Raw genomic sequence first — 21,803 nt, 5'->3', positions numbered from 1 at the left:
GCATGCATTTGTTAACGATTAGTGTATTGAGGCTTCTTTTTTTTAACTTATAGGTTGTGTTAGACCACCAGTTCAATTTATTATTTATAATATAATAGTAACAAAGGGTCTTTACACTCATGTCAGTATCAACTCAAGTCGCTGCTAACGCTATTCGTATGCTCGCAGTGGAAGCAATTCAAAAAGCCAAGTCGGGTCACCCTGGCGCACCCATGGGGATGGCAGACATTGCTACCGTATTGTGGCAGCAATTTTTACAGCACAATCCGGCCAATCCTAACTGGGCTAACCGTGACCGCTTCGTTTTGTCTAACGGCCATGCGTCTATGCTTCAGTATGCCTTGCTGCATCTGAGTGGCTACGACCTGCCAATTGAAGAACTTAAACAGTTCCGTCAGTTACATTCAAAAACCCCGGGTCACCCCGAGTACGGTTATACCGCGGGTGTTGAAACCACAACCGGGCCGTTGGGCGCTGGTATTGCCAATGCCGTAGGTATGGCGATCGCCGAGAAAACCCTGGCTGGTCAGTTTAACCGCGATGATTTCGATATTGTTGATCATTTCACCTATTGTTTCCTGGGTGACGGCTGTCTGATGGAAGGCATTTCTCATGAAGCCTGTTCACTGGCCGGTACGTTGAAGCTGGGCAAACTGATTGCATTCTGGGATGACAACGGCATTTCCATCGATGGTCATGTAGAAGGCTGGTTTACCGACAACACACCAATGCGTTTTGAATCTTACGGCTGGCACGTGATTAAAGGCGTGGACGGTCACGATGAAGCGGCCTTACAGGCAGCAATTAAAGAAGCGCAATCGGTTACTGACAAGCCTACCCTGATTTGCTGTAAAACCGTTATCGGTTTCGGCTCACCCAATAAATCGGGTAGTCACGACTGTCATGGCGCGCCGCTGGGCGACGATGAAATCGCTGAAGTGCGTAAACAACTTAACTGGTCGCACGGACCATTTGAAGTGCCAGAAGATATTTATGCAAAGTGGGATGCCAAAGAGAAAGGTAATAGCGCCGAGCAACAATGGGAAGCTAAGTTCGCTGAATATGCAGTAGCTTACCCACAACTGGCTGCCGAGTTTGAGCGTCGTGTGATCAAGCAGCAGATGCCTGCCGATCTGAACGAAAAGGCCGACACTTATATTCACCAGTGCCAGGCTGACATGAAAGACATGGCTACCCGTAAAGCCTCGCAAAACGCGATTGGTTTCTTTGCTGGTCAGCTACCTGAAATTATTGGCGGCAGTGCCGACCTGGCAGGTTCCAACCTTACCCTGTGGCCTGAAGCAAAAGGGATTCAGGACGATGCAGCCGGCAACTATGTGTTTTACGGGGTGCGTGAGTTTGGTATGAGCGCTATCATGAACGGTATTGCCCTGCACGGTGGTTTTGTGCCGTTTGGTGCTACTTTCCTGATGTTTATGGAATATGCTCGTAATGCTGTGCGCATGGCTTCACTGATGAAAGCGAAGTCGATTTTCGTTTATACCCACGACTCTATTGGTCAGGGTGAAGACGGCCCGACTCACCAGCCTATCGAACAGCTGGCTAACCTGCGTCTTACTCCGAATCTGACTACATGGCGCCCATGTGATGCAGTGGAAGCGGCCGAAGCCTGGCGTCAGGCGCTGGTCAAGGAAGCAGGCCCAAGTGCGCTGGTATTTACCCGTCAGGGCACCAGAACCATGGCGCGTAGTGAGAGTCAGTTAGCCGATATCGCCAAAGGCGGTTACGTGCTGAAAGACTGCGCAGGTACCCCGCAACTGGTACTGATTGGCACCGGTTCAGAAGTCGCTTTAGCTGTGGATGCAGCAGCTAAACTGGCCGATAACGGCGTAGCCGTACGCGTGGTGTCTATGCCAAGTACTGAGCAGTTTGATGCGCAGGATGCTGCTTACAAGCAGTCTCTGCTGCCAGCAGGAGTGCCAAAGCTGGCTATCGAAGCCGCTCATACTGACTTCTGGTACAAGTATGTGGGTATCGACGGCGATGTAGTAGGTATGCAAACCTTCGGTGAATCTGCACCGGGTGGCGTACTGCTAGAGCACTTCGGTTTCACAGTAGAAAACGTGGTAGCCAAAGCCACTGCATTGTTAAACTAACTATCCGCTGCTGCCAACAGGCCTGAGCCTGTTGGCATCCCGGTTTCGCTTCGCGAAGATCGGGACCTCCCAAACAGTCTTACTATTTTAAAAAAATCCAGTCATCCCGGCCTTCGAGCCGGGATCTCCCAGTAGCTCTGAATCAGCTTAGATAACCTTTTCAGGAGATCCCCGCTCAAAAGCTTGCGGGGATGACGGAAGAGTTGCCTGCGGGGATGACTGAGGAGGTGTGTGCGGGGGTGACGCAGGAGGTATGTGCGGGGGTGACGCAGGAGGTATGTGCGGGGGTGACGCAGGAGGTATGTGCGGGGGTGACGCAGGAGGTATGTGCGGGGGTGACGCAGGAGGTATGTGCGGGGGTGACGCAGGAGGTATGTGCGGGGGTGACGCAGGAGGTATGTGCGGGGATGACGGAGGAAGTGTGTACGGGGGTGACGCAGGAGGTATGTGCGAGGATGACATAGGACTTGTTTGCGGAGATGACGGGGGATGCGTATGCGAGGAAGACGAGCGAGGAAACTCCGGAATAACGGCCAATAGATAAGTCATACAAATGGGTGGTTATTTTTTAATCACATTCAACTGATGCATATCAATGTTAATTACCGTCAATGCCGCTACAGTTGTACCGCTGGCTTAACTTTGTTATACCTAAAAACGACCCTGCAACCAAAATAAAAACAATAAGTTCAGCGTTGCCTTTAGAAAAGTTTTCTAACTTAATTTTCAACCGTTCACGGAGGAAAAGGCAATGGCCATTTCTGTCGAAACCTTAGCGAAATACGGCATCAACGATGCCTCCGAAATTATATATAACCCCAGTTACGAGCAATTGTTTGCCGAGGAAACCCGTGATGATCTAACCGGTTATGAGCGTGGTGTGGTAACCGAGTCTGGTGCCGTGGCAGTGAGCACTGGTGTCTTTACCGGTCGTTCCCCCAAAGACAAATACATTGTTGAAGACGAAGTCAGTAAAGAACACATGTGGTGGGACAGCGATGCTGCCCGTAACGATAACAAACCCATAAGCCCCGAAGTCTGGGCCGACCTTAAGGCGTTGGTGGGAGAACAGTTATCCGGTAAACGTTTGTTTGTGGTTGATACTTTTTGTGGGGCCAATGAAAGCTCTCGTTTAAAAGTACGGTTTGTGATGGAAGTGGCCTGGCAGGCGCATTTCGTGAAAAACATGTTTATTCGCCCCACGGAAGAAGAGCTGGCCAATTTTGGCGAGCCGGACTTTGTTGTGCTTAATGGTTCTAAAACCAGCAACCCGAAATGGCAAGAGCACGGTATGAACTCAGAAGTGTTCACCGTATTTAACATGACCGAAAAAATGCAGGTCATTGGCGGCACCTGGTACGGCGGAGAAATGAAAAAAGGTATGTTCGCGATGATGAACTACTACCTGCCATTAAACAACATGGCTTCTATGCATTGCTCTGCCAATATGGGCGAGGATGGTGATGTGGCAATTTTCTTTGGTCTGTCTGGCACCGGTAAAACTACGCTGTCTACCGATCCTCATCGCCGTCTGATCGGTGACGATGAGCACGGCTGGGATGAAAACGGCGTGTTTAATTTTGAAGGTGGCTGTTACGCCAAAACCATTAACTTAGACCCGGCAAGCGAGCCAGATATTTATCATGCTATCCGCCGTGATGCATTGCTGGAAAACGTTACTGTTGATGACAATGGCGTAGTAGATTATGACGATAATTCGGTAACCGAAAACACCCGGGTGTCTTACCCTATTCAGCATATCGAAAATATCGTGAAGCCGGTCTCCAAAGGCGGCCATGCCAAGAAAGTGATTTTCTTAACCGCTGACGCGTTTGGTGTATTACCGCCCGTTTCGAAACTGGACCATGCGCAAACGCAATACCACTTCCTGTCTGGTTTTACCGCTAAACTGGCTGGTACTGAGCGTGGTATCACCGAGCCAACCCCGACTTTCTCTGCCTGTTTTGGTAAAGCCTTCTTAACCCTTCATCCTACTAAGTACGGTGAAGAGTTGGTCGCAAAGATGGACGCGGTTGGCGCCCAGGCTTACCTGGTGAACACCGGTTGGAACGGCACGGGTAAACGAATTTCAATTAAGGATACCCGCGCAATTATCGATCGCATTCTGGATGGTTCTATTGAAGAGGCAGAGTGCCATACCCTGCCAATTTTCAACCTGCAGGTACCGTCGTCGCTGCCAGGCGTCGATCCGGATATTCTGGATCCGCGTGATACTTATGACAATGCTGATGACTGGTATGAAAAAGCCACTCAGCTTGCTGAGTTATTTATTGATAACTTTGAGCAATTTGCGGTGAATGATAAAGGCAGGGCACTGGTCAGTGCCGGTCCTCAGCTTGAGCCGGTTGCCGAACAGGCATAACAACAGCCAGAAAGAAAAAAGGCCGCTATTTTTGAAGCGGCCTTTTTGTTTTTTAATACTGCCAGTTTACTGACAACATATAGTTACGGGGGGCACCGTAATAACCTTGTTCCCAATACAGCGACTTCAGATACTTTTCGTCGGTGACATTATTCACGTTAGCAATAATGGTAATACTATCGTTAACGGTGTAACTGGCCATCATGTTCACCAATGCGTAAGCATCCTGTTCAATCACGATGTCCTGACCGGCATTCGCATAAGCGGCAGGTACCTGGCCCACATTGCGCGAGGTGGCTTCCTGCCAGCGAATGGAGGTACCGACTTTCAGTGCCGGTAATGTCTGGAACTGATAGGTGGCATTTACGTTAACCAGTTTCTCAGGCGTGTAATCGGCAACAAGCTGGTCGCCATCGAGGTCAAAAAACGTCAGACCCAGACTGGTTTGCAGACCGGGCAGAATTTCACCGGCTAAGTCGACTTCCCAGCCTTTTGAGCTAATGCCGTCCGCTTCACGGTAAACCTGCTCTTCCACACCGGATACCGGGTTGGCTGCAAAGCCATCGTCTACAGCCACATTAACCTGATCAATATCGAAATAGGCCACGGTAAGCAGTGCATTGCCGTCCATCAGGGATGCTTTAACCCCTAACTCTTTCGCTTCACCGGTAATCGGATCGAGGCGGTTAAAATTGGCATCCCGTTCGGTTTGCGGGGTAAATACCTCGGTGTAGCTGAAGTAGGTGTTGATATCGTCATTAATGGCATAAACCAGACCACCGTATGGAACAAACGCGTTTTCATCGAGGGTTTCGTCGATGCCATAAGAGATCCCGGTAACTTCCACCTGGTTAAAACGGCCGCCGGCTAACAGCGACAGGCTGTCGGTTAACGCAAAGTTTCCGCCAAAATAAACGGCGGTTTGCTCTTCCTCTACATCACTGCCGGTAGCACCATCGGTAAATTCTGGCAGCGGCGTGTTACCAGTCCAGTCTTCCATGGCTGGCAGTAACGGAAAGCCGTTGCCGGTATGGAAGTCATAAAGAGACTGATCGGTGTAAGCGACTTTGGCATAACTCGCTCCCATCATTACCTGATGTGTCTGGCCAAAAGCATCGAAGTTACCGTTCAGGTAGATATCTGCGTAGTCGTGCTCATCATCCAGGGTGTACTCGCTGCCGTAGCCAATCAGGCCAAGGCCAGTTTCAGGATCCAACAGCGTAACACCGGTATCTGCATCGCGTGATACGTAAGTGTAAAACAACTGGGTGTCTTCGTCGGTCTCAATGTGCGTGTAGTCCGCTTTAAGTGACCAGCCTTCGGCCAGTTGTTGTTCCAGGAACACGAAATAGCGGGTGTCGGTGACATCCCATTGCGACCAGTCGGCCGAAGTGCTGGTGCTGGTGTCGAAGTTGGTTGGCGTACCATCGGCGTAATACAGGGTTAACGCGCCCCACATATTGCCCTTCGCATCGCTGGTTTGCTGGCTGGCACCTACGGTTAGCTGAGTGGTGTCGGTAAGAGCAGCACTAATGACGCCGTAAGCCACGGTTTTATCTAACTCGTAGCGATCGAGATAGGACTCTCTGTTTTCTTTTACCACCACCACTCGGGCGCCAACGGAGTCTGTTAATGGTGCTGATGCATCAATGTCGAGGCGCTTGGCATTCCAGCTACCCAGTTGGCCGCGGGCTGAGATTTGCGTGTTCTCGGTGGGCTTTTTGCGCACGTAGTTGATAGTAGCAGAAGGGCTGCCGGTGCCTGTCATCAGGCCATTAGCGCCGCGTAACACCTCAACCCTATCATAAATGGCGGTGTCGATATCACCATGCACGTTGCCGCTTAATACCGGTAATCCCAGACCGTCGACCTGAAAGTTGGTCACGTCGAAGCCGCGGGCAGTAAAGTAAGTACGGTCAGTTTCGACTTCCTCTACGTTGAGTCCGGTGACGGTATCGAGTACCGCATTGATGTTATTTAACGCGAAATCATCAATCATTTCCTCGCCAATTACACTGATCGACTGAGGTAGGTCCTTAATATCTAAATCCAGTCGCGACAGGCTATCGGCTTTTTCATACAGGTAATTATTTAAGCGCTCGCCGCTAACCGTGAGCTTTTCAATATCCTCATCGTCAGGCACCGCGTTTGCGTTGGCAACGCCGGCTGGCAGTGCAAGAGAAGTAAGCAGGGCAAGACTGATCGCGTTATATTTCATTAATAATCCCAATGTAAATGATAATGGTTCGCATTATTATATTCATGAAGTGGCATTATGCAACCATCTCGTTGAGAAAAGCGGGCAGAGGACGATGCTCATGGTTACGCGGCCTGGCTGAAATCAGGTGTTGAGAAAGAGTAATCCACTACATAAAAAAGTGTGGCACGGGTGTAAACGACTGAACTATTTGATGGGATATAAGTCTTAACCAGTGTTATTGATACTGCGGTTCCGCTTAACTGGCGCGTGGCTTGGTTACGCTTCGCCAGCGTGGACTGCTGACCTTAATTTTTCTCGTAACAAGGATACGTTATGAAGCATTCCCTTTTACCCCTAGCCCTTTGCGGTTTGTTTTTTTCTGGTTTTTCCGTAGCTGCACAAAATGAAATCTCTGTTGGCCTGGCCGATATAAAAAACTATGGCGACGACTTTATTGGTATTGAATACAAGCGCTATTTGTCTGATGTACCGGTGAGCGGACAGCCCTTTCTTATTTCGCCTTACCTGAATAAAACCAACAGTGTTTTTGTCCGTTATTTTGGTGACAGTGCCGTCGACCGCTATGAACTCGGCGGTGAGTGGTTCGTTGACGACAAATGGGTGATCAATTCAAAGTTACGCTATGGCGATTTTGACCGCAGCGTGTCTTTTCGTGAAAGGTACCTGTACGCCGACTTTGACGCTGGCTATTTTGTTACACCCGAATGGCAGGTGGGCGGCGGCGTTATCTATGAATATGCCGATGGCAGAATTTACGGTACTCACCGTTCGGCAAACGAGACCACGGCCCGGGTATTTGGGCGCTATACAAGCATAACCTCAGGCAGTGGCTGGGATATCAATATGGAGATGATGTTAAACGATTTGGCCAGGGTTGAGCTTGATGCCCGCTATTTCTTCAATCAGCGCTTTAGCGCAGGACTTTCCTACCTCGCTGAGATAGACAATGATAGTAACGCGTATCCACGGGACGATATTGCAGAACTAACCTTGGATTACTGGTTTACGCCAGGCTGGTCGATTCAGGCTGGTGCCGGTGCTTACACGTCGGGCGGGATGGCCAGCATAACGCTGGCGACCAGCGTGCGATTCTAGTTAAATAGTGCGTGCGCATTTGCCCAAACAGATGCGCATCGCTTACAACCGCTTATTGCAGGTTTTGTACATTTACCACGCGGTTGGGAAACAAAGAAGAAGCCATCACTAAAGACATGGCAAAGCCAGGCCCTTCATTGTCGAGTATGCCGGTTGGCAGATAGTAAAACTGCTGCCCTTCAGCTCCGTACAGTGCGGCATCAATAATCTGCCATTTACCCTTATACCAGACTTCAGTCCAGGCATGACCAAATGCATCGGCTGATTCAGCGTAAGCTGTGATCACTGTCCCTATGGTTAATCGGGCAGGCATGCCTAAACCTCTGGCTAAAGCGGTCGTCAGGGTGGCAAACTCAGTGCAGTCGCCGGAACGTTGCGTAGCTACCGTAGAGGCCAGATTGAACCCATGAATATAGGTCGGCTCATTAATGTACTCACTCACATAGGCGGTGATTGCTTCCAGCTCGTCGGTATCCGTGCGGGTTTTGGTAAACCCCTCGATAAATGCCCGGGTTGCCGGTTCCTCGGTATCAATAACAAAACTGGGCTGCGCATATTTACTCTGCACCGCGCCGGTAAACCGCGGCTGATGGGTTAAACCAACTGCCACGGTGTTTTTACTCAACTGTTCTGTGGTCACACCGCTGTAGTGGCTCAGATGTTTTACCAGCGAGGCGGCGTGGCGCGTTTCTACTTCCAGGTAAATAGTGTTCGTTAAAGCGCCGGACTGGCTGGTACTCATTATCAGCGGTATCTCAGCCAGTGAGGGTACTGTCTGGGCACTAACGTTTAATGAAAACGTTAGTGCCAGGGTGGTCAGGAGTTTGTTCATGGCATTACCGGCTGGCCTTTGCTGTACACTTTTTCAAGTTTCAGCTCGGCGCCGCCCTGAGCAATGGAGCCTTTTTCAAAGGAACCATTCTCTGTGGCCAGGTATTTAAGGGTAAGCGGACCAAGATCAAATTGTAAATTGGCGTCGGGCAGTTCGTCGATTTTGGTAAAGGTAACTGAAAAGGCTGAGGTTGGGTCGGCATCCGGAAGCCAGATGTGATAATCGGCTGAAGGTGCATCACTGGCCAGCAGTAGCGCCGTTTCTGTGTAATTACCGAAACTCGACAATAACCAGCTGTTGTATTCCAGAGTCGCGCTGACTTCTTTACCCTGCATTTGGCCTGTTACCTGCCAGGCATCTTCGGCAGAGCTAATAGCAAACTGTGAAGCCAGCTGGCCATTTTCAATGGTATATTCCTGAGCGTTAATAAGTGAGCCATCGGGGCGGCTCCATTCCAGTGTTTGCGAATCTGAGCGTGATACCGCTACCTGGTCGACCGGGGTAATCATGGCATCTCGCAAGACGGTTGCAATATCGCCGTCCTGATCAATGGTGTGTTTCTCCTGAGAGTAACCTACCGGAATACCATTAATGGTCATGCGGTAGGTGGCCTCATACAGTTCTGGCTGTTGATCGTTAGCCGTAAAAGCCTGGACAAAACTGGTGAATACGTCGTGGAAAGCCTGCTGATAGCCCATTTCATTATGCACACAAATTTGCAGGCTCTGGCTGGTCTGTGCTGATAACCCTTTTAATACGCCGGCAACCTTTTCGCTGCCTTCGCCTAAGTTATACAAAGTGTCTAATTGCAGGAAAGGCGTGTCGCCAATCATACCCATATCCAGACCCAGCGTGAAACGCCCGGATAAGGGTTTTCCGTTAATCTGCTCCGCGCCGCCAAGGCTGTGTTCCACAATGGCATGCAGGGAGTTGGCTGCGCCATCAAACTCTAAAAAGGCGTAACATTCCACCGGTGAGTCAGAGCCGATATCCATAGTGTAATACCATACGTCGGTGCTACCGCTGTCTTGTAACACGGGTTTGCCTTTTACCTGGGCGTCGACATTCAACCGTTCGATAACCATTTTTCCGCTGGTTTCGACACTGGTTTCTCTGGCCATGGATTGTTGGAACCAGTCAGGAAAATCGGCCAGGTTAATCAGGTATTCTGCATTGGCGTTCGCTGATATCGTGGTGGGTAACAGAAAAAGGGCGGCAGACTTTAATAACTTCATAAAGCTCATTCCTTGTTAATGGTGGGACATCCTAAAACGGGATTTAACATACTCATTTATTGATGGTTTGACCACATTATTTTTCATTCGGCTATACCGGATGTTCATCATCGGTTTGGGTGAGCTCGTCGTTTGTAGCCTGTATTGTGGTGAAATCGCTATATACTTAAATGGCAATAAATCTAAAAACAGGTGGAGCAACTATGCACTTTGGATTGGGGACTAAGTACTGGTTACTGGTAATTGGCTTGTTGATGACATCGGCACAGGCTGAGGATGAAAAACTCCCTGTCGAAGCACCGCAGGCGTTCATCACAAATCACAGTGGTAAGTTTAACGGTCAGAAAATTGCTTACAGGGCTACCGCGGGCGAAACCTATTTACGCGATTTAACAGGCGAACCTAAGGCCAGTATTTTTTCCTTTGCCTATACGCAGGATAAAGCCGAAACAGCCAAACGCCCGGTAACCTTCGTGTGGAATGGCGGGCCGGGATCGGCGTCGGTATGGTTACATATGAGTGGCCTCGGGCCGTTTTTTGCTGAAGTGCCTTCGGATGCATCCCATCCGGGGTTACCACCTTACTTACCAAAAAACTCAGGCAACTCCGTCATGGATGTCACGGATTTGGTCTTTATCGACCCGGTCGGTACCGGATATTCCCGGGCTGTGGGTGAGTACGAAGGTAAAGCGTTCTGGGGTCTTAAAGAAGATGCGCAGTCAATGGCTGAGTTTATCCGTACCTGGATGACTGAGAATAACCGCTGGGGCTCGCCGATTTTTATTCTTGGTGAAAGTTATGGCACCACCCGCGCGGCCTATGTGGCTAACATCCTGCAAAAAACCATGAAGATTAGTATTAACGGGCTGGTGTTTGTTTCACAGGCGCTGGACTATCAGGGCTCATCGCCGTATATCCCGGATAATATTATCTCCTATGTTACCTACGTGCCGACTATGGCTGCAGCCGCTTTATATCACGGTAAAGTCACCCCGGTACCGCAGGATAAACAGGCATTCCTGGAGCAGGCACGCCAGTTTGCCAGCAACGAATTGTTGCCCGGCTTGTTTGCCGGCAACCGTTTAAAGCCCGAACAAAAACGCCATTTGGTTGAGCGCCTGGCTTACTTTACCGGTTTAAGTCCGCAATACATTGAACGCGCTGATTTACGGATCAGTGCGCGCCGCTTTGCCAAAGAGTTATTGCGGGATGAAAGCAAAACCGTTGGCTTACTGGATGCCCGCTACTTAGGCGATGAACGCGACGATCTGGATGACAGTACCAAACGGGATGCGGCATCAGATACCATCTCGGCGGCCTTTAACAGCGCCCTGCAGGTATATCTGCGTAATTCTCTTGAGGTTGACTGGGACCGTCAGTACCTGTCGCCGGCAGACCCAGACCTCAGACGTTACTGGCGTTACCGTACGAGTAAAGACGGCAGTGCCTGGGAGCCAACTTACGTCACTACGGCAGGACAATTGTCTGAGGCATTGCGGATTAACCCTCAGTTAGATGTGTTGGTAGCATCAGGGTATTACGATCTGGTAACGCCGTTTTTTGATGCTGAATATACCCTTAATCGCCATGCAATAAACGCAGAGCAAATCTGGTATACCTATTATGAAGGGGGCCACATGATGTATGTGAACAGCGCGGCGAAGGTAGAATTGTTTAACGATGTTCGTCGCTTCATTGAGGCTCATATACCCACCAATAAATAATACATTTTTGCTGGGATTCGTATAATAAAAAGCGGCTGACAGGTATCTGTCAGCCGCTTTTTAGTTAATGAAGGTGACTGATTATTTTGCCAGATCAGTCAGCATCGTTTCCAGTGTTACCTGGTCTTTAGCAAACTGGCGAATACCCTGAGACAGTTTATCGGTTGCCATGGCATCTTCGTTCATATCCCAACGGAATGTTTGCTCGGTTAACGCCGCCGGTGCCGCTTTAGGCGAATCAACCGGCGTCAGTTTACGCGGCAGTTCTGCATCAGTGTTAGCCAGTTCATCCAGTAAGCCCGGGCTGATCGTCAGACGGTCACAGCCAGCGAGTTCCTGAATCTCACTGATATTACGGAAGCTGGCACCCATAACGATGGTGTCGTAGCCATGTTCCTTGAAGTAGTTGTAGATACGGGTAACCGATTGCACGCCCGGATCGTTCGCACCGCTAAAGTCAGCATCTGGCTGATCGGCTTTATACCAGTCAAGAATACGTCCAACAAAAGGTGAGATAAGGAAAGCGCCGGCTTCAGCAGATGCGCGGGCCTGGGCAAAAGAGAAAACCAGAGTGACATTGGTTTTAATGCCCTGGGCTTCCAGAATGCGCGCAGCCTGAATACCTTCCCAGGTGGCAGCAATTTTAATCAGTACGCGACTGGTATCGATGCCCTGATCCCGGTATAGCGCCAGCAAGTGATTGGCTTTTTCAACAGTGGCCATAGTATCGAAAGATAAACGCGCGTCTACTTCGGTAGAAACATAACCGGGTACCTGTTCCATTAGCTTAGCGCCAATAAGTACCGCCAGTTTGTCTGCTGCAACGGCAGCTACGTCATCGGTAGCGCCCTGATCTTTCGCCCATTTTACCGCTTCGATTGCCAGCGGACGGTACTTTTCAATTTGTACGGCTTTTAACAATAGCGATGGGTTGGTGGTTGCATCCTGGGGTTGATACAAAGCTATCGCTTCGAAATCACCGGTGTCAGCAACGACGGTTGTAATAGATTTAAGCTGTTCTAACTGGGTAGTCATAGTTCTTTCCACTCTTAATAAATTCAAAAGGTTACTAAGTTTTTCAGGCCTTGGCAGCTGCGCTTAACAGCAGTGAGTCGGCAACAGTACCAACTTCTGCGCTGGCTATTTATTCACCAGCTATACTGTTAATATTAATTTTATATTACCTTTACATTTGCCTATTATTGATATTATCATACAATTAAAATTTATTGGCTAATTTTGTTAGCAGTGAGTGGAATTAAAAAATATGTCTCGTTATACATTAGGGCTGGACTATGGCTCTGATTCGGTCAGAGCCTTATTGGTAGATGTAACAACCGGCGAAGAGCTGGCCAGCCATATGGTAAATTACCCGCGCTGGGCACAGGGTCGTTATTGCGAGCCCGCTAAGGATCAGTATCGTCAGCACCCTCAGGACTATGTGGATAGCCTGATCGAAGTGGTGAATGCGCTGTGGTCCAAGGTACCTGCCGGTACGGCTGATAAAGTTGTTGGCATGAGCTTCGACACTACCGGGTCTACACCTGTCGCAATCAATGCCGAAGGCGTGCCACTGGCATTAACCGAAGAATTCAAAGAAAACCCCAATGCGATGTTTGTATTGTGGAAAGATCACACGTCGTTGAAAGAAGCTGGTGAGATCACCAGGGCTGCCAACAACAATGAGGTGAACTACCTGGCCTATATGGGCGGTATCTATTCTTCTGAATGGTACTGGGCCAAAGCCTTGCACATTTTCCGTCAGGATCCGGCGGTAAAAGCCGCCACTTATAGCTGGGTGGAGCACTGTGACTGGATGACTGCATTAATGTGCGGCACAACTCATCCTTCACAACTGCAGATGGGCCGTTGTGCAACTGGCCATAAGTTAATGTGGAATGAAGCCTGGAACGGGTTCCCGCCAAATGACTTTTTCACCTCGGTTGATCCGCTGCTGGATGGCCTGGTTGATACCTTGAACCCGGCAACTCAAACCAGCGATCAGGTTGCCGGTGAGTTAACGGCCGAATGGTCTGAAAAACTGGGCCTGCCTGCGGGGGTTAAAGTGGGTTATGGCGCGTTCGACTGTCACATGGGCGCGGTGGCTGCCAATGTTCGCGAAGGCGTACTGACAAAAGTGATGGGGACTTCTACCTGTGACATTACGGTAACGTCTTACGAAACCATTGGCGAAACCTGTGTACGCGGTATCTGCGGACAGGTGGATGGTTCGGTGATTCCCGGGCTGGTAGGCCTGGAAGCCGGTCAGTCAGCCTTTGGCGATCTGTACGCCTGGTTTAAAAACCTGGTGCTGTGGCCAACTAACAATTTACTCCACGAGCTGGTGGAATCTGGTGCTGATGAACTGGTCGATAAGATTGAATCGCTGACCTTACAGCGCTTGTCTGCTGCTGCCGCTAATCTGCCAGTCAGTGCGAAAGATATTACCGCGCTGGACTGGGTTAACGGCCGCCGTACACCGGATGCCGACCAAACCGTGTCTATGGCGTTAACCGGTATCAAAATGGGTGCCGATGCCCCGCAATTATTTAAAGCGCTGGTAGAAGCCACTGCGTTTGGCGCGCGGGCGATTACCGAACGCTTCCGTGAGGAAGGCGTACCCATTAACTCGGTTGTAGTCATTGGCGGCATTTCGAAAAAATCTGACTACGTAATGCAAACCTGCGCCGATGTGTGGAATTGCCCTATCGACGTACTGGAAAGTGAACAGAGTTGTGCCCTGGGCGGAGCCATTATGGCTGCTGTAGCGGCTGGCGAATACCCAACCGTCGCCGAAGCTCAGCAGGTAATGGCGTCGCCTGTTTGCAAACAATATCTGCCGGATGCATCGAAAGTCGGTATATACGATGAGTTATACCAAAACTATCAAACGCTGGGCGACTATGTCAGTGGAGGTAAAGCATGAGCTACACCGAATTAAAACGGGAAGTGTACGAAGCCAATATGGAGCTTCAGCGCCGTAATCTGGTGATTTACACCTTTGGTAATGTGTCACAGGTTGATCGGGATAAGGGCGTGGTGGCTATAAAGCCCAGCGGCGTGTCTTACGATCAGATGAAGCCGGAAGACATTGTTATCGTGGATATGGAAAATAACATCGTGGAAGGCACCATGCGTCCTTCTTCTGATACCAAAACCCATACCCACCTTTACCGTGCATTTGACTCGATTGGTGGTGTAACACACACCCACTCAACCTATGCCACAGCGTGGGCACAGGCGCGCCAGAGCATTCCCTGCCTGGGCACCACTCATGCTGATTATGTACATGGTGAAATTACCTGTACCCGTGATCTAACCGATGAACAGGTAAACGGTGACTACGAAGAAGAAACCGGGGTTCAGATTACTGATGCCTATGTGGATCGCGACCCGGCCGCAGCACCGATGGTAATCGTTGCCGGCCATGCGCCATTCACCTGGGGTAAGGATGCAGCACAATCGGTATATCATGCCGCGCTGCTCGAAGAGATTGCCAAAATGGCTTATCTCACAAGGACTTTAGATCCCAATGCCGCTGTGCTCAAGCAAGCCGTATTGGACAAACATTATTTACGCAAGCACGGTAAAAACGCCTACTACGGCCAAGAGTAACTCTACCTGCAAGCCCTTTATTAATAGAGGACAGAATTATGACTACAGTACAAAAAGAAGTATGGTTTATTACCGGCTCTCAGCATCTGTATGGCCCGCGCGTACTTGAAGAAGTCGCAGGTAACAGCCAGGCGCTGGCCGCAGGCCTGAACGAAAACAACCTGCCGGTTAAAGTGGTTTACAAAGACACCGTAAAATCTGCAGCAGAAATCCATCAGGTTTGCCAGGCGGCAAACAGCGATTCAAACTGTGTTGGTTTGATCCTGTGGATGCACACTTTCTCGCCAGCCAAAATGTGGATTGCCGGCCTGAACGAACTGCAAAAGCCATGGTTACACCTGCATACTCAGTTTAATGCCGGTCTGCCGTGGAGCAGCATCGACATGAACTACATGAATACTCACCAGAGTGCCCACGGTGACCGTGAATTTGGTTTCATCGGCAGCCGTATGCGTAAAGAGCGCAAGGTTGTGGTTGGCCACTGGCAAAACCCTAAAACCATCGCGCAGATCGACGGCTGGTGCCGTGCTGCATTAGGTTGGGCCGAAAGCAAGTCGCTGAAAGTGGTTCGCTTTGGTGACAACATGCGTAACGTAGCGGTAACTGAGGGCGACAAAGTTGCAGCACAGATTACCTTTGGTTACGAAGTGCATGCTTACGGTCTGCAGGACTTAGCGGACGTAGTTAACAGCATTAGCGACGGCGACGTGGCAGCGCAACTGGACGCTTACTATCAGGAATACGACGTTAGCAAAGAACTGCTGACTGACGATTATCAGCGCGATCGCCTGATGAAAGAAGCTCGCCTGGAACTGGGCATGGAGAAATTCTTCATCGACGGTGGTTTTGGTGCTTTCACAAATTGCTTTGAAAACCTCGCTGGCCTGACTGGTCTGCCTGGTCTGGCAACTCAGCGCTTAATGGCCAAAGGCTATGGTTACGGCGGTGAGGGTGACTGGAAAACAGCGGCTATGGTACGCACCATGAAAGTGATGGCGCAGGGCCTTGAGGGTGGTTGTTCATTTATGGAAGACTACACCTATAACTTCACTGATTCAGTGGATCAGGTACTGGGTGCGCATATGCTGGAAATCTGCCCGTCAATTGCCGGTAAGAAGCCTCGTCTGGAACTGCACCGCCATACCATTGGCGTGAAGTGTGACGTGCCGCGTCTGCTGTTTGCGGCCAAAGCAGGTCCTTCTATTAACGTATCGCCAATCGATATGGGTAACCGTTTCCGTATTCTGATCAACGAAGTAGAAACCGTTGAACAACCAGAAACCACACCACACCTGCCGGTTGCTTCGGCGCTGTGGGAGCCTAAGCCAAATCTGGAAGTAGCTGCTGCTGCCTGGATCCATGCTGGTGGTGCGCACCACGCAGCTTACAGCCAGGCATTAAGCTCAGAAGTCATTGAAGACTTTGCCGACATGGCTGGTGTTGAAACTGTCGTTATCGACAGTGATACCAACCTGCGCAACTTCAAGTCAGAACTGCGCTACAACGCGGCTTACTATCAGCTTAAGCAAGGTATCTAATCGACCTGTTGGCTCATTGCAAAGATGAGCCAACATCATTGTCATACTAGTCATAGTAATATAATCGCAAGTAGCGCGTGTTACATTGCGATTTTATTTTATGACTTGTACAGATTGATTAGGAGTACTCATGGTCGACTTAAGCTCTTACCAGGGCATTGTGTTTGATATGGATGGCACGTTGGTAGATTCTATGCCAGCGCACATGGAAGCGTGGCGGGTGACCTGCGAAAACTTCGGTTATCCCTTTGATCTCGATTATATGTATTCACTGGGTGGCGTACCTACGCGACAAACCGTGGTGGTACTGAATGACAAATTCAGTATGGACCATGACCCGTCTGAAGTTGCCCGCTATAAGCGCGAAAGCTGGGAAGCGATGAACCTTGAGCCGGTCATTATCGAATCGACCATGGCAGTGTTTAATCACTATCGCCCGCATATGGCAATTGGTATCGGTACCGGCGCCGAGCGCCCCCATGCCGAGCATCTGCTCACGTCCCATGGCCTTCTTGAGCGCATCGATTCGTTGGTTACGGCTACTGATGTGACCCATGGTAAACCGCATCCGGAAACCTTTCTCACCGTTGCCAGACAAATGGGTATTGAGCCGTCTAAATGCGTGGTGTTCGAAGATACCGAGATTGGTCGTCAGGCGGCCAGGGATGCCGGATTATAAACTCGGCTTACTGGAATTAACCGGTAACGATCCGATGAATCCTGAACACTGGACCAAATCGCCTGAACCTGTTTTCAGCCGCACCGAAACGGTATTCGGTCCTGGTCATAACGGCTTCTTCACCTCACCAGATGGTAGTGAAGACTGGCTGGTATATCACGGCAATGACTCTGTAGAGCATGGCTGTAGTGCAACCCGTTCATTACGCGCACAGAAATTTACCTGGTCAGAGACCGGCGAGCCGGAATTTGGTGAGCCATTAACGCCGGGCGTGGAAGTAGCGCCACCATCAGGTGAGAACGGCCCATTAGTAACCCGTGTACAGGGTCAGCGTTATCAGCTGGTTAATGCAACCAGTGAGCTGTGTCTGGATATTTCTGCCGATCCGGAAGCCAACCGTGCAGTGCAGCGTCAGTGCGCCGGGACTAACGGCCAGTGGGTGCTGGACTCGACCACCGACGGTTTCATTCGTCTGGCTAACCGCGAAGACAGTAAATTCCTGGAGGTGGCCAATTGCGCTACGAGCGACAATGCCCGTGTGCAATCGGCGGCCTGGCGTAACAACTACTGCCAGCAATGGAAAGTGGAAGCCGGTATCGATGGCAATGTTACGCTGAGTAACCGTTATTCGGGTAAACCTCTGGCAGTTGCCGGGTGCTCTGCATCGGCCAATCAGGCTGTGCTGCAGCACAATACCGACAGTGCCTGTAATCAATGGCAGCTGCGCCCCATGGGTGAAGTGGCCCTGATGAGCCAGCAAAGTGGTAAGGCGCTTGCCGTGAATGGCGATAATATCGAACAGCAGGCCTTTGATTACCAGGCAGAGCAAAGCTGGTTATTTGTGCCAACCGATACGGGCTATCTGTCGCTGAAGCAAGACGCTGATAGTGAGTTATGTGTGGGTGTGGATGCCAACCAGGTTGTGCCGGGTGCCAACATCAGTATGGTGAACTGCGAAGAGAAAACGGCGCAGTGGCGTTTAACGCCGAAAGACGGCGGTGGCATGATGCTGTTTAACCGCTATACGCGTTTGCCACTGGGCTTAACCGACTGTGGTCTGGCTGAAGGAACCAATATTGCGCAACAGCCGGACTTAGCCACACGCTGTCAGATTTTCCATCTGCGCGAACCACAGTAAGTCATTACTTTTTAAGTACCTTGTTGTTCAAAGGGGGAGTACCGAGTAGGGCGGTGCTCTCCCTTCTTTCTTTGCAACTCCTCAAACCACGAAGCAAATGCATGACCCTGCATGATTTTTTACGGTTTTACTGGTACGCTTAAAGCAGTTAAGAGTTATCCAGGGAAAGGCATGCGCCGTTTTATCAAAGCCTCCATCATTACCGTCATCGCAGTGGTTATTACCGGTTGTGTGATCAACGTCACACCGGGCAATCTTATTTATCAGTCCACTGAAACCGAAAAACTCAATCTTACTCGCTTTCAGGAGCAGGCCTTTAAGGATGATATGTCGGTGGCACTTAAAGCCGTAAGTCTGAAAAGCGAGCAGGGGCATGCTCTACGCGGTATTCAGGCTCTTTATCATGGCGCGAAAGCCAACATTCTGTTGTTTGGTGGCAACGGCATGACCATCAATGAGTCAGCCAATATTGTGCACCGATTTGGCGCCATTCCGGCCAACGTGATTTGGTTTGATTACCCCGGCGCGGGGATCAGTGATAAACCAGCTAAACTTGACCCCGAAGCCATGATGGCTGATGCGCTGGCAATATATGACTTTGCGGCTGATAAACTGCGTAACGATAAACCTTTTATTGTTCACGGCATTGAGCTGGGGAGCGCCGTGGCTGCCAATATTGCATTGCAGCGCAGCCCGGATGCGCTGGTGTTAGAAAAACCCATTGTTAACCTCTCTCAGCTTATCAATGACAATTCACCGGGCTGGTCTGGCTGGTTTACGCGGATCAAACTATCTCCCAAACTGGCGGCGGTGGATAACGCCTATCAGGTGGGTAGCTACGAGGGTCCCTTGTTGATTTTAGTTGGCGAAAAAGACCTTACCACCCCCCCTAAATATAGTCAGATACTGTACCGGGTTTCCCCATCAGACAATAAAAACCTGGTAGTAGTAGAGGGCGTTGGTCATGACAAGCTTATGCGAAGTCCTATTGCTGTTGATGCCTACAAAGCCTTTGTTGCCGGTTTATAACTATTTAGGCGGATTAACACTGCGGGTGAAAACCTATCGGGGAACATGGATAACACCCAATAGTGGTCGCACAGCCATACATTAGCTGATAATCTAACCGCCAGGTAAGTAATTAGCGCCGGTCTGCAAAAACCGGGGCGCGCGTTGGAATATGGAAATAACACATGGCATTTAATGGCAAAGTCGAAGTGACGCCATCACAATTTGTCACAGGTAACGCAGATATGCGTTCAGAGGAAGAAGCCAAAAAGCTGCAAAAGCAAAAGTGGTTAGTGTTAAGCTTAACCTTTCTGGTGGTATTTGCTGCCGCGCTGGCGTGGATTTGGTCTCGGCCAGAAATTTATCAGAGTCAGGCCATCGTCCATTTTAGTTATGCTCAGCAGCATAACACCGAGCAAAGCACCGTGCCGGTTGAGCAAATCACCCTCAACAACCAGCGCCTTACCAGTAATCGTGTGTTTAATGATTTGAGTGCCCGCTTACTGGCCTATGATTCACTGTCTCTTTCCCCCGAGCAACTGGCTGGTATGCTGAGCACTGAAGCCAATACCAGCAGCCGTATAATCAGCCTGTATGCCAACGGAGAAGATAAAACCCTGTTAAAACCGGTTCTCGAGCAATGGTTAAGCCTGTACCTTGAACAACTGTCGGCTGAAACCATCGCTAACACCGAAGAAACCATCAGTGTCGAACAGGAAAAACTCCTCGCGCTGGAAGAAAAGATTAATGCACAACGGGCAGTCGTGCAGGCCTTTGGTGAAGAAAATAATATTGTTTCGCTGGAGCGTGATGAAAACCGGGTGCTGGCGAAAATTAAAAGCAAAGGTGCGGCCCTGGATGAGGCCGAGTCTATGCAGGCTGAAGCCGAGGCGGAGCTGGCCACTGTGCGCCAGAGTATTGCCAGCGGCGAAATGGTGTTTCACCCTAATGATAAAGCACGCATGGATAGCCTCTATGCCGTAATTGCCGAAGTGGAAGCCGAACTGGCTGAACTGGCCGAAAATTTTACCCCCACTTACATGAATATGGACCCTGAGATCGTTGGCAAAAAGCGTAAGCTGGAGGAACTCAGGGGGAACTATGATAAGACGGTAGCAGAAAGCCAGCAGCGCTATCTGGAAGAGCTCAAACGAACAGTGACTTCTTCCCAGCAGAAACAACAGCAGTTGGAAAACGAACTTAACCAACTGTCGCTTGATGCCCAGGCCTTTAATCAGAAACTCGAGGAATACGCCCGTCTCGACGGCGCTCTGGAACAGTTACAACTACAATCGCAGACACTGCGGGATCAACTGGTACAGGCAGAGGTGCAAAAGCCTATGCAGCCCACCATTAATATTCTGGAGCACCCCTTTGAACCGGACTTCCCCATAGCGCCACATTACTGGCGGGACTCTGCCATAGCGCTGGTGGTAGCGATTATTCTTGGTTTGCTGGCATTGCAGCTGTTTAGCTCGATTCATCGCCAGCAAGCTCCTGCGCCGACCTTTACCAGTTATAACGTGGTGCCTAATCAGGGACTGACCCTGGAGCAGCAAATGGCTGCTCATCAGGCGCTTGAACAACAAAAGGTCTCTCAGTTAGGACATCAGCAGGCACCCATGCAACTTGGTCATGAGGCGCCGGCGAGTAATGCCCGGTTGCTGAGTGAAAAAGACTGTCAGGGGCTCTACAAAGCCGCTAATCGTGACGGCAAACTGGTTATCGCACTGTTGCTCAGCGGGGTAGCACCAGAGGAATTACCGGAAGTACGTTATCAGGATGTGTTGGTGGAAAAGGGCGCGCTTAAAATTCACGATGATTTTGCCCGAACTCTGGACCTAACCAATGAATGCGTAGGCTTATTGTGCGAGTCAGAAAGCGACCCTGAAGCTACGGTATTGAGTAGCCGCCTGGATGCCAGCCAGCTAGATCAGATGATCATAAACGTGGCCCATGACGCCGGGCTGCCATACCCGGATCAGTTTTCAGTGGCAGCGCTGAGGCACACTTATCTGACATTCCTGGTGGCTCAGGGGGCACGCCTCAACGATATTGAACAGGCAGCGGGTTTTGTTCCACCGGCTGAGCTGGGCCTTTACCGGCAGGTAAACCGCAACGGTAATGTGGTGGATATCGACAGTCTGGAAACCCGCTACCCGCTGGCCTAACCCGTAAGCCATGCTTACTGCTGGCAGCTGCTGCTAAAATACCCACC

The 21,803-nt window shown here is 50.2% G+C and carries 15 protein-coding genes; 11 read left to right on the top strand and 4 right to left on the bottom strand.

Annotated elements, in window-relative coordinates:
* Positions 1 to 119 precede the first annotated feature (119 nt).
* Positions 120 to 2,117, top strand: coding sequence for a transketolase (tkt, locus tag C6Y40_RS05740; protein WP_105933760.1), 1,998 nt, complete (start codon positions 120 to 122; stop codon positions 2,115 to 2,117).
* Between the two features lie 751 nt (positions 2,118 to 2,868).
* Complete coding sequence (gene pckA / locus C6Y40_RS05730; protein ID WP_105933759.1) at positions 2,869 to 4,500, top strand: phosphoenolpyruvate carboxykinase (ATP); 1,632 nt, start codon at positions 2,869 to 2,871, stop codon at positions 4,498 to 4,500.
* A gap of 52 nt (positions 4,501 to 4,552) precedes the next feature.
* Here the strand turns inward: pckA and C6Y40_RS05725 are convergent, their stop codons facing one another.
* Positions 4,553 to 6,718 (bottom strand): TonB-dependent siderophore receptor, encoded by a 2,166-nt coding sequence (locus tag C6Y40_RS05725; RefSeq protein WP_105933758.1) that lies wholly within the window; start codon positions 6,716 to 6,718, stop codon positions 4,553 to 4,555.
* 315 nt (positions 6,719 to 7,033) lie between these two features.
* Here C6Y40_RS05725 and C6Y40_RS05720 point away from each other — a divergent pair, with 315 nt between their 5' ends.
* The gene (locus C6Y40_RS05720; protein WP_105933757.1) at positions 7,034 to 7,816 is read left to right on the top strand and encodes a porin family protein; all 783 of its coding nucleotides are present in this window, start codon (positions 7,034 to 7,036) and stop codon (positions 7,814 to 7,816) included.
* 52 nt (positions 7,817 to 7,868) lie between these two features.
* On the opposite strand, the gene C6Y40_RS05715 is transcribed toward C6Y40_RS05720, so the two are convergent.
* Together C6Y40_RS05715 and C6Y40_RS05710 are read right to left on the bottom strand one after the other, a co-directional pair.
* Entirely contained in the window at positions 7,869 to 8,648 is a 780-nt protein-coding gene (locus C6Y40_RS05715; protein ID WP_105933756.1) for a transglutaminase-like domain-containing protein, read from the bottom strand.
* On the bottom strand, positions 8,645 to 9,883 hold the full coding sequence (locus C6Y40_RS05710; RefSeq protein WP_105933755.1) for a hypothetical protein: 1,239 nt from the start codon (positions 9,881 to 9,883) through the stop codon (positions 8,645 to 8,647). The genes C6Y40_RS05715 and C6Y40_RS05710 overlap by 4 nt, the downstream gene beginning before the upstream one ends.
* Positions 9,884 to 10,086: 203 nt before the next feature.
* Here C6Y40_RS05710 and C6Y40_RS05705 point away from each other — a divergent pair, with 203 nt between their 5' ends.
* Positions 10,087 to 11,607 carry a S10 family peptidase gene (locus tag C6Y40_RS05705; protein ID WP_240621858.1) on the top strand — a complete coding sequence of 507 codons (1,521 nt, stop codon included), beginning with the start codon at positions 10,087 to 10,089 and terminating at the stop codon, positions 11,605 to 11,607.
* Positions 11,608 to 11,688: 81 nt separating this feature from the next.
* Here C6Y40_RS05705 and tal read toward each other — a convergent pair whose 3' ends face one another.
* A complete protein-coding gene (tal, locus tag C6Y40_RS05700; RefSeq protein ID WP_105933754.1) occupies positions 11,689 to 12,642 on the bottom strand; it encodes a transaldolase in 954 nt (317 codons plus the stop codon).
* Positions 12,643 to 12,874: 232 nt separating this feature from the next.
* Here tal and C6Y40_RS05695 point away from each other — a divergent pair, with 232 nt between their 5' ends.
* The 7 genes from C6Y40_RS05695 (at position 12,875) to C6Y40_RS05665 (ending at position 21,756) form a co-directional block, all read left to right on the top strand.
* Positions 12,875 to 14,533: a ribulokinase gene (locus C6Y40_RS05695; protein WP_105933753.1), complete on the top strand. Its 1,659-nt coding sequence runs from the start codon at positions 12,875 to 12,877 to the stop codon at positions 14,531 to 14,533.
* Positions 14,530 to 15,222, top strand: coding sequence for an L-ribulose-5-phosphate 4-epimerase (locus tag C6Y40_RS05690; RefSeq protein WP_105933752.1), 693 nt, complete (start codon positions 14,530 to 14,532; stop codon positions 15,220 to 15,222). Before C6Y40_RS05695 ends, C6Y40_RS05690 begins: the two co-directional genes overlap by 4 nt.
* 38 nt (positions 15,223 to 15,260) lie before the next feature.
* Positions 15,261 to 16,760: an L-arabinose isomerase gene (araA, locus tag C6Y40_RS05685; RefSeq protein WP_105933751.1), complete on the top strand. Its 1,500-nt coding sequence runs from the start codon at positions 15,261 to 15,263 to the stop codon at positions 16,758 to 16,760.
* Between the two features lie 130 nt (positions 16,761 to 16,890).
* The gene (locus tag C6Y40_RS05680; protein ID WP_105933750.1) at positions 16,891 to 17,439 is read left to right on the top strand and encodes an HAD family hydrolase; all 549 of its coding nucleotides are present in this window, start codon (positions 16,891 to 16,893) and stop codon (positions 17,437 to 17,439) included.
* A complete protein-coding gene (locus tag C6Y40_RS05675) occupies positions 17,426 to 18,577 on the top strand; it encodes an RICIN domain-containing protein (RefSeq protein ID WP_105933749.1) in 1,152 nt (383 codons plus the stop codon). The genes C6Y40_RS05680 and C6Y40_RS05675 overlap by 14 nt, the downstream gene beginning before the upstream one ends.
* Positions 18,578 to 18,748: 171 nt before the next feature.
* Positions 18,749 to 19,606, top strand: coding sequence for an alpha/beta hydrolase (locus C6Y40_RS05670; protein ID WP_170308418.1), 858 nt, complete (start codon positions 18,749 to 18,751; stop codon positions 19,604 to 19,606).
* 164 nt (positions 19,607 to 19,770) lie between these two features.
* Positions 19,771 to 21,756: a hypothetical protein gene (locus C6Y40_RS05665; protein ID WP_105933747.1), complete on the top strand. Its 1,986-nt coding sequence runs from the start codon at positions 19,771 to 19,773 to the stop codon at positions 21,754 to 21,756.
* Positions 21,757 to 21,803: the final 47 nt, after the last annotated feature.

Source organism: Marisediminitalea alba (assembly GCF_002993365.1).
Lineage (GTDB): Bacteria > Pseudomonadota > Gammaproteobacteria > Enterobacterales > Alteromonadaceae > Alteromonas > Alteromonas alba.
This window is presented reverse-complemented; position numbering and strand designations above follow the sequence as displayed.

What these genes read in the sequence shown, in the direction of transcription:
- C6Y40_RS05695 (WP_105933753.1), top strand. Translation starts at nt 12,875, where the DNA reads ATGTCTCGTTATACATTAGGGCTGGACTATGGCTCTGATTCGGTCAGA.
- araA (WP_105933751.1), top strand. Translation starts at nt 15,261, where the DNA reads ATGACTACAGTACAAAAAGAAGTATGGTTTATTACCGGCTCTCAGCAT.
- C6Y40_RS05710 (WP_105933755.1), bottom strand. Translation starts at nt 9,883, where the DNA reads ATGAAGTTATTAAAGTCTGCCGCCCTTTTTCTGTTACCCACCACGATA.
- C6Y40_RS05690 (WP_105933752.1), top strand. Translation starts at nt 14,530, where the DNA reads ATGAGCTACACCGAATTAAAACGGGAAGTGTACGAAGCCAATATGGAG.
- C6Y40_RS05675 (WP_105933749.1), top strand. Translation starts at nt 17,426, where the DNA reads ATGCCGGATTATAAACTCGGCTTACTGGAATTAACCGGTAACGATCCG.
- C6Y40_RS05715 (WP_105933756.1), bottom strand. Translation starts at nt 8,648, where the DNA reads ATGAACAAACTCCTGACCACCCTGGCACTAACGTTTTCATTAAACGTT.
- tal (WP_105933754.1), bottom strand. Translation starts at nt 12,642, where the DNA reads ATGACTACCCAGTTAGAACAGCTTAAATCTATTACAACCGTCGTTGCT.
- tkt (WP_105933760.1), top strand. Translation starts at nt 120, where the DNA reads ATGTCAGTATCAACTCAAGTCGCTGCTAACGCTATTCGTATGCTCGCA.
- C6Y40_RS05670 (WP_170308418.1), top strand. Translation starts at nt 18,749, where the DNA reads ATGCGCCGTTTTATCAAAGCCTCCATCATTACCGTCATCGCAGTGGTT.
- C6Y40_RS05665 (WP_105933747.1), top strand. Translation starts at nt 19,771, where the DNA reads ATGGCATTTAATGGCAAAGTCGAAGTGACGCCATCACAATTTGTCACA.
- C6Y40_RS05720 (WP_105933757.1), top strand. Translation starts at nt 7,034, where the DNA reads ATGAAGCATTCCCTTTTACCCCTAGCCCTTTGCGGTTTGTTTTTTTCT.
- C6Y40_RS05680 (WP_105933750.1), top strand. Translation starts at nt 16,891, where the DNA reads ATGGTCGACTTAAGCTCTTACCAGGGCATTGTGTTTGATATGGATGGC.
- pckA (WP_105933759.1), top strand. Translation starts at nt 2,869, where the DNA reads ATGGCCATTTCTGTCGAAACCTTAGCGAAATACGGCATCAACGATGCC.
- C6Y40_RS05705 (WP_240621858.1), top strand. Translation starts at nt 10,087, where the DNA reads ATGCACTTTGGATTGGGGACTAAGTACTGGTTACTGGTAATTGGCTTG.
- C6Y40_RS05725 (WP_105933758.1), bottom strand. Translation starts at nt 6,718, where the DNA reads ATGAAATATAACGCGATCAGTCTTGCCCTGCTTACTTCTCTTGCACTG.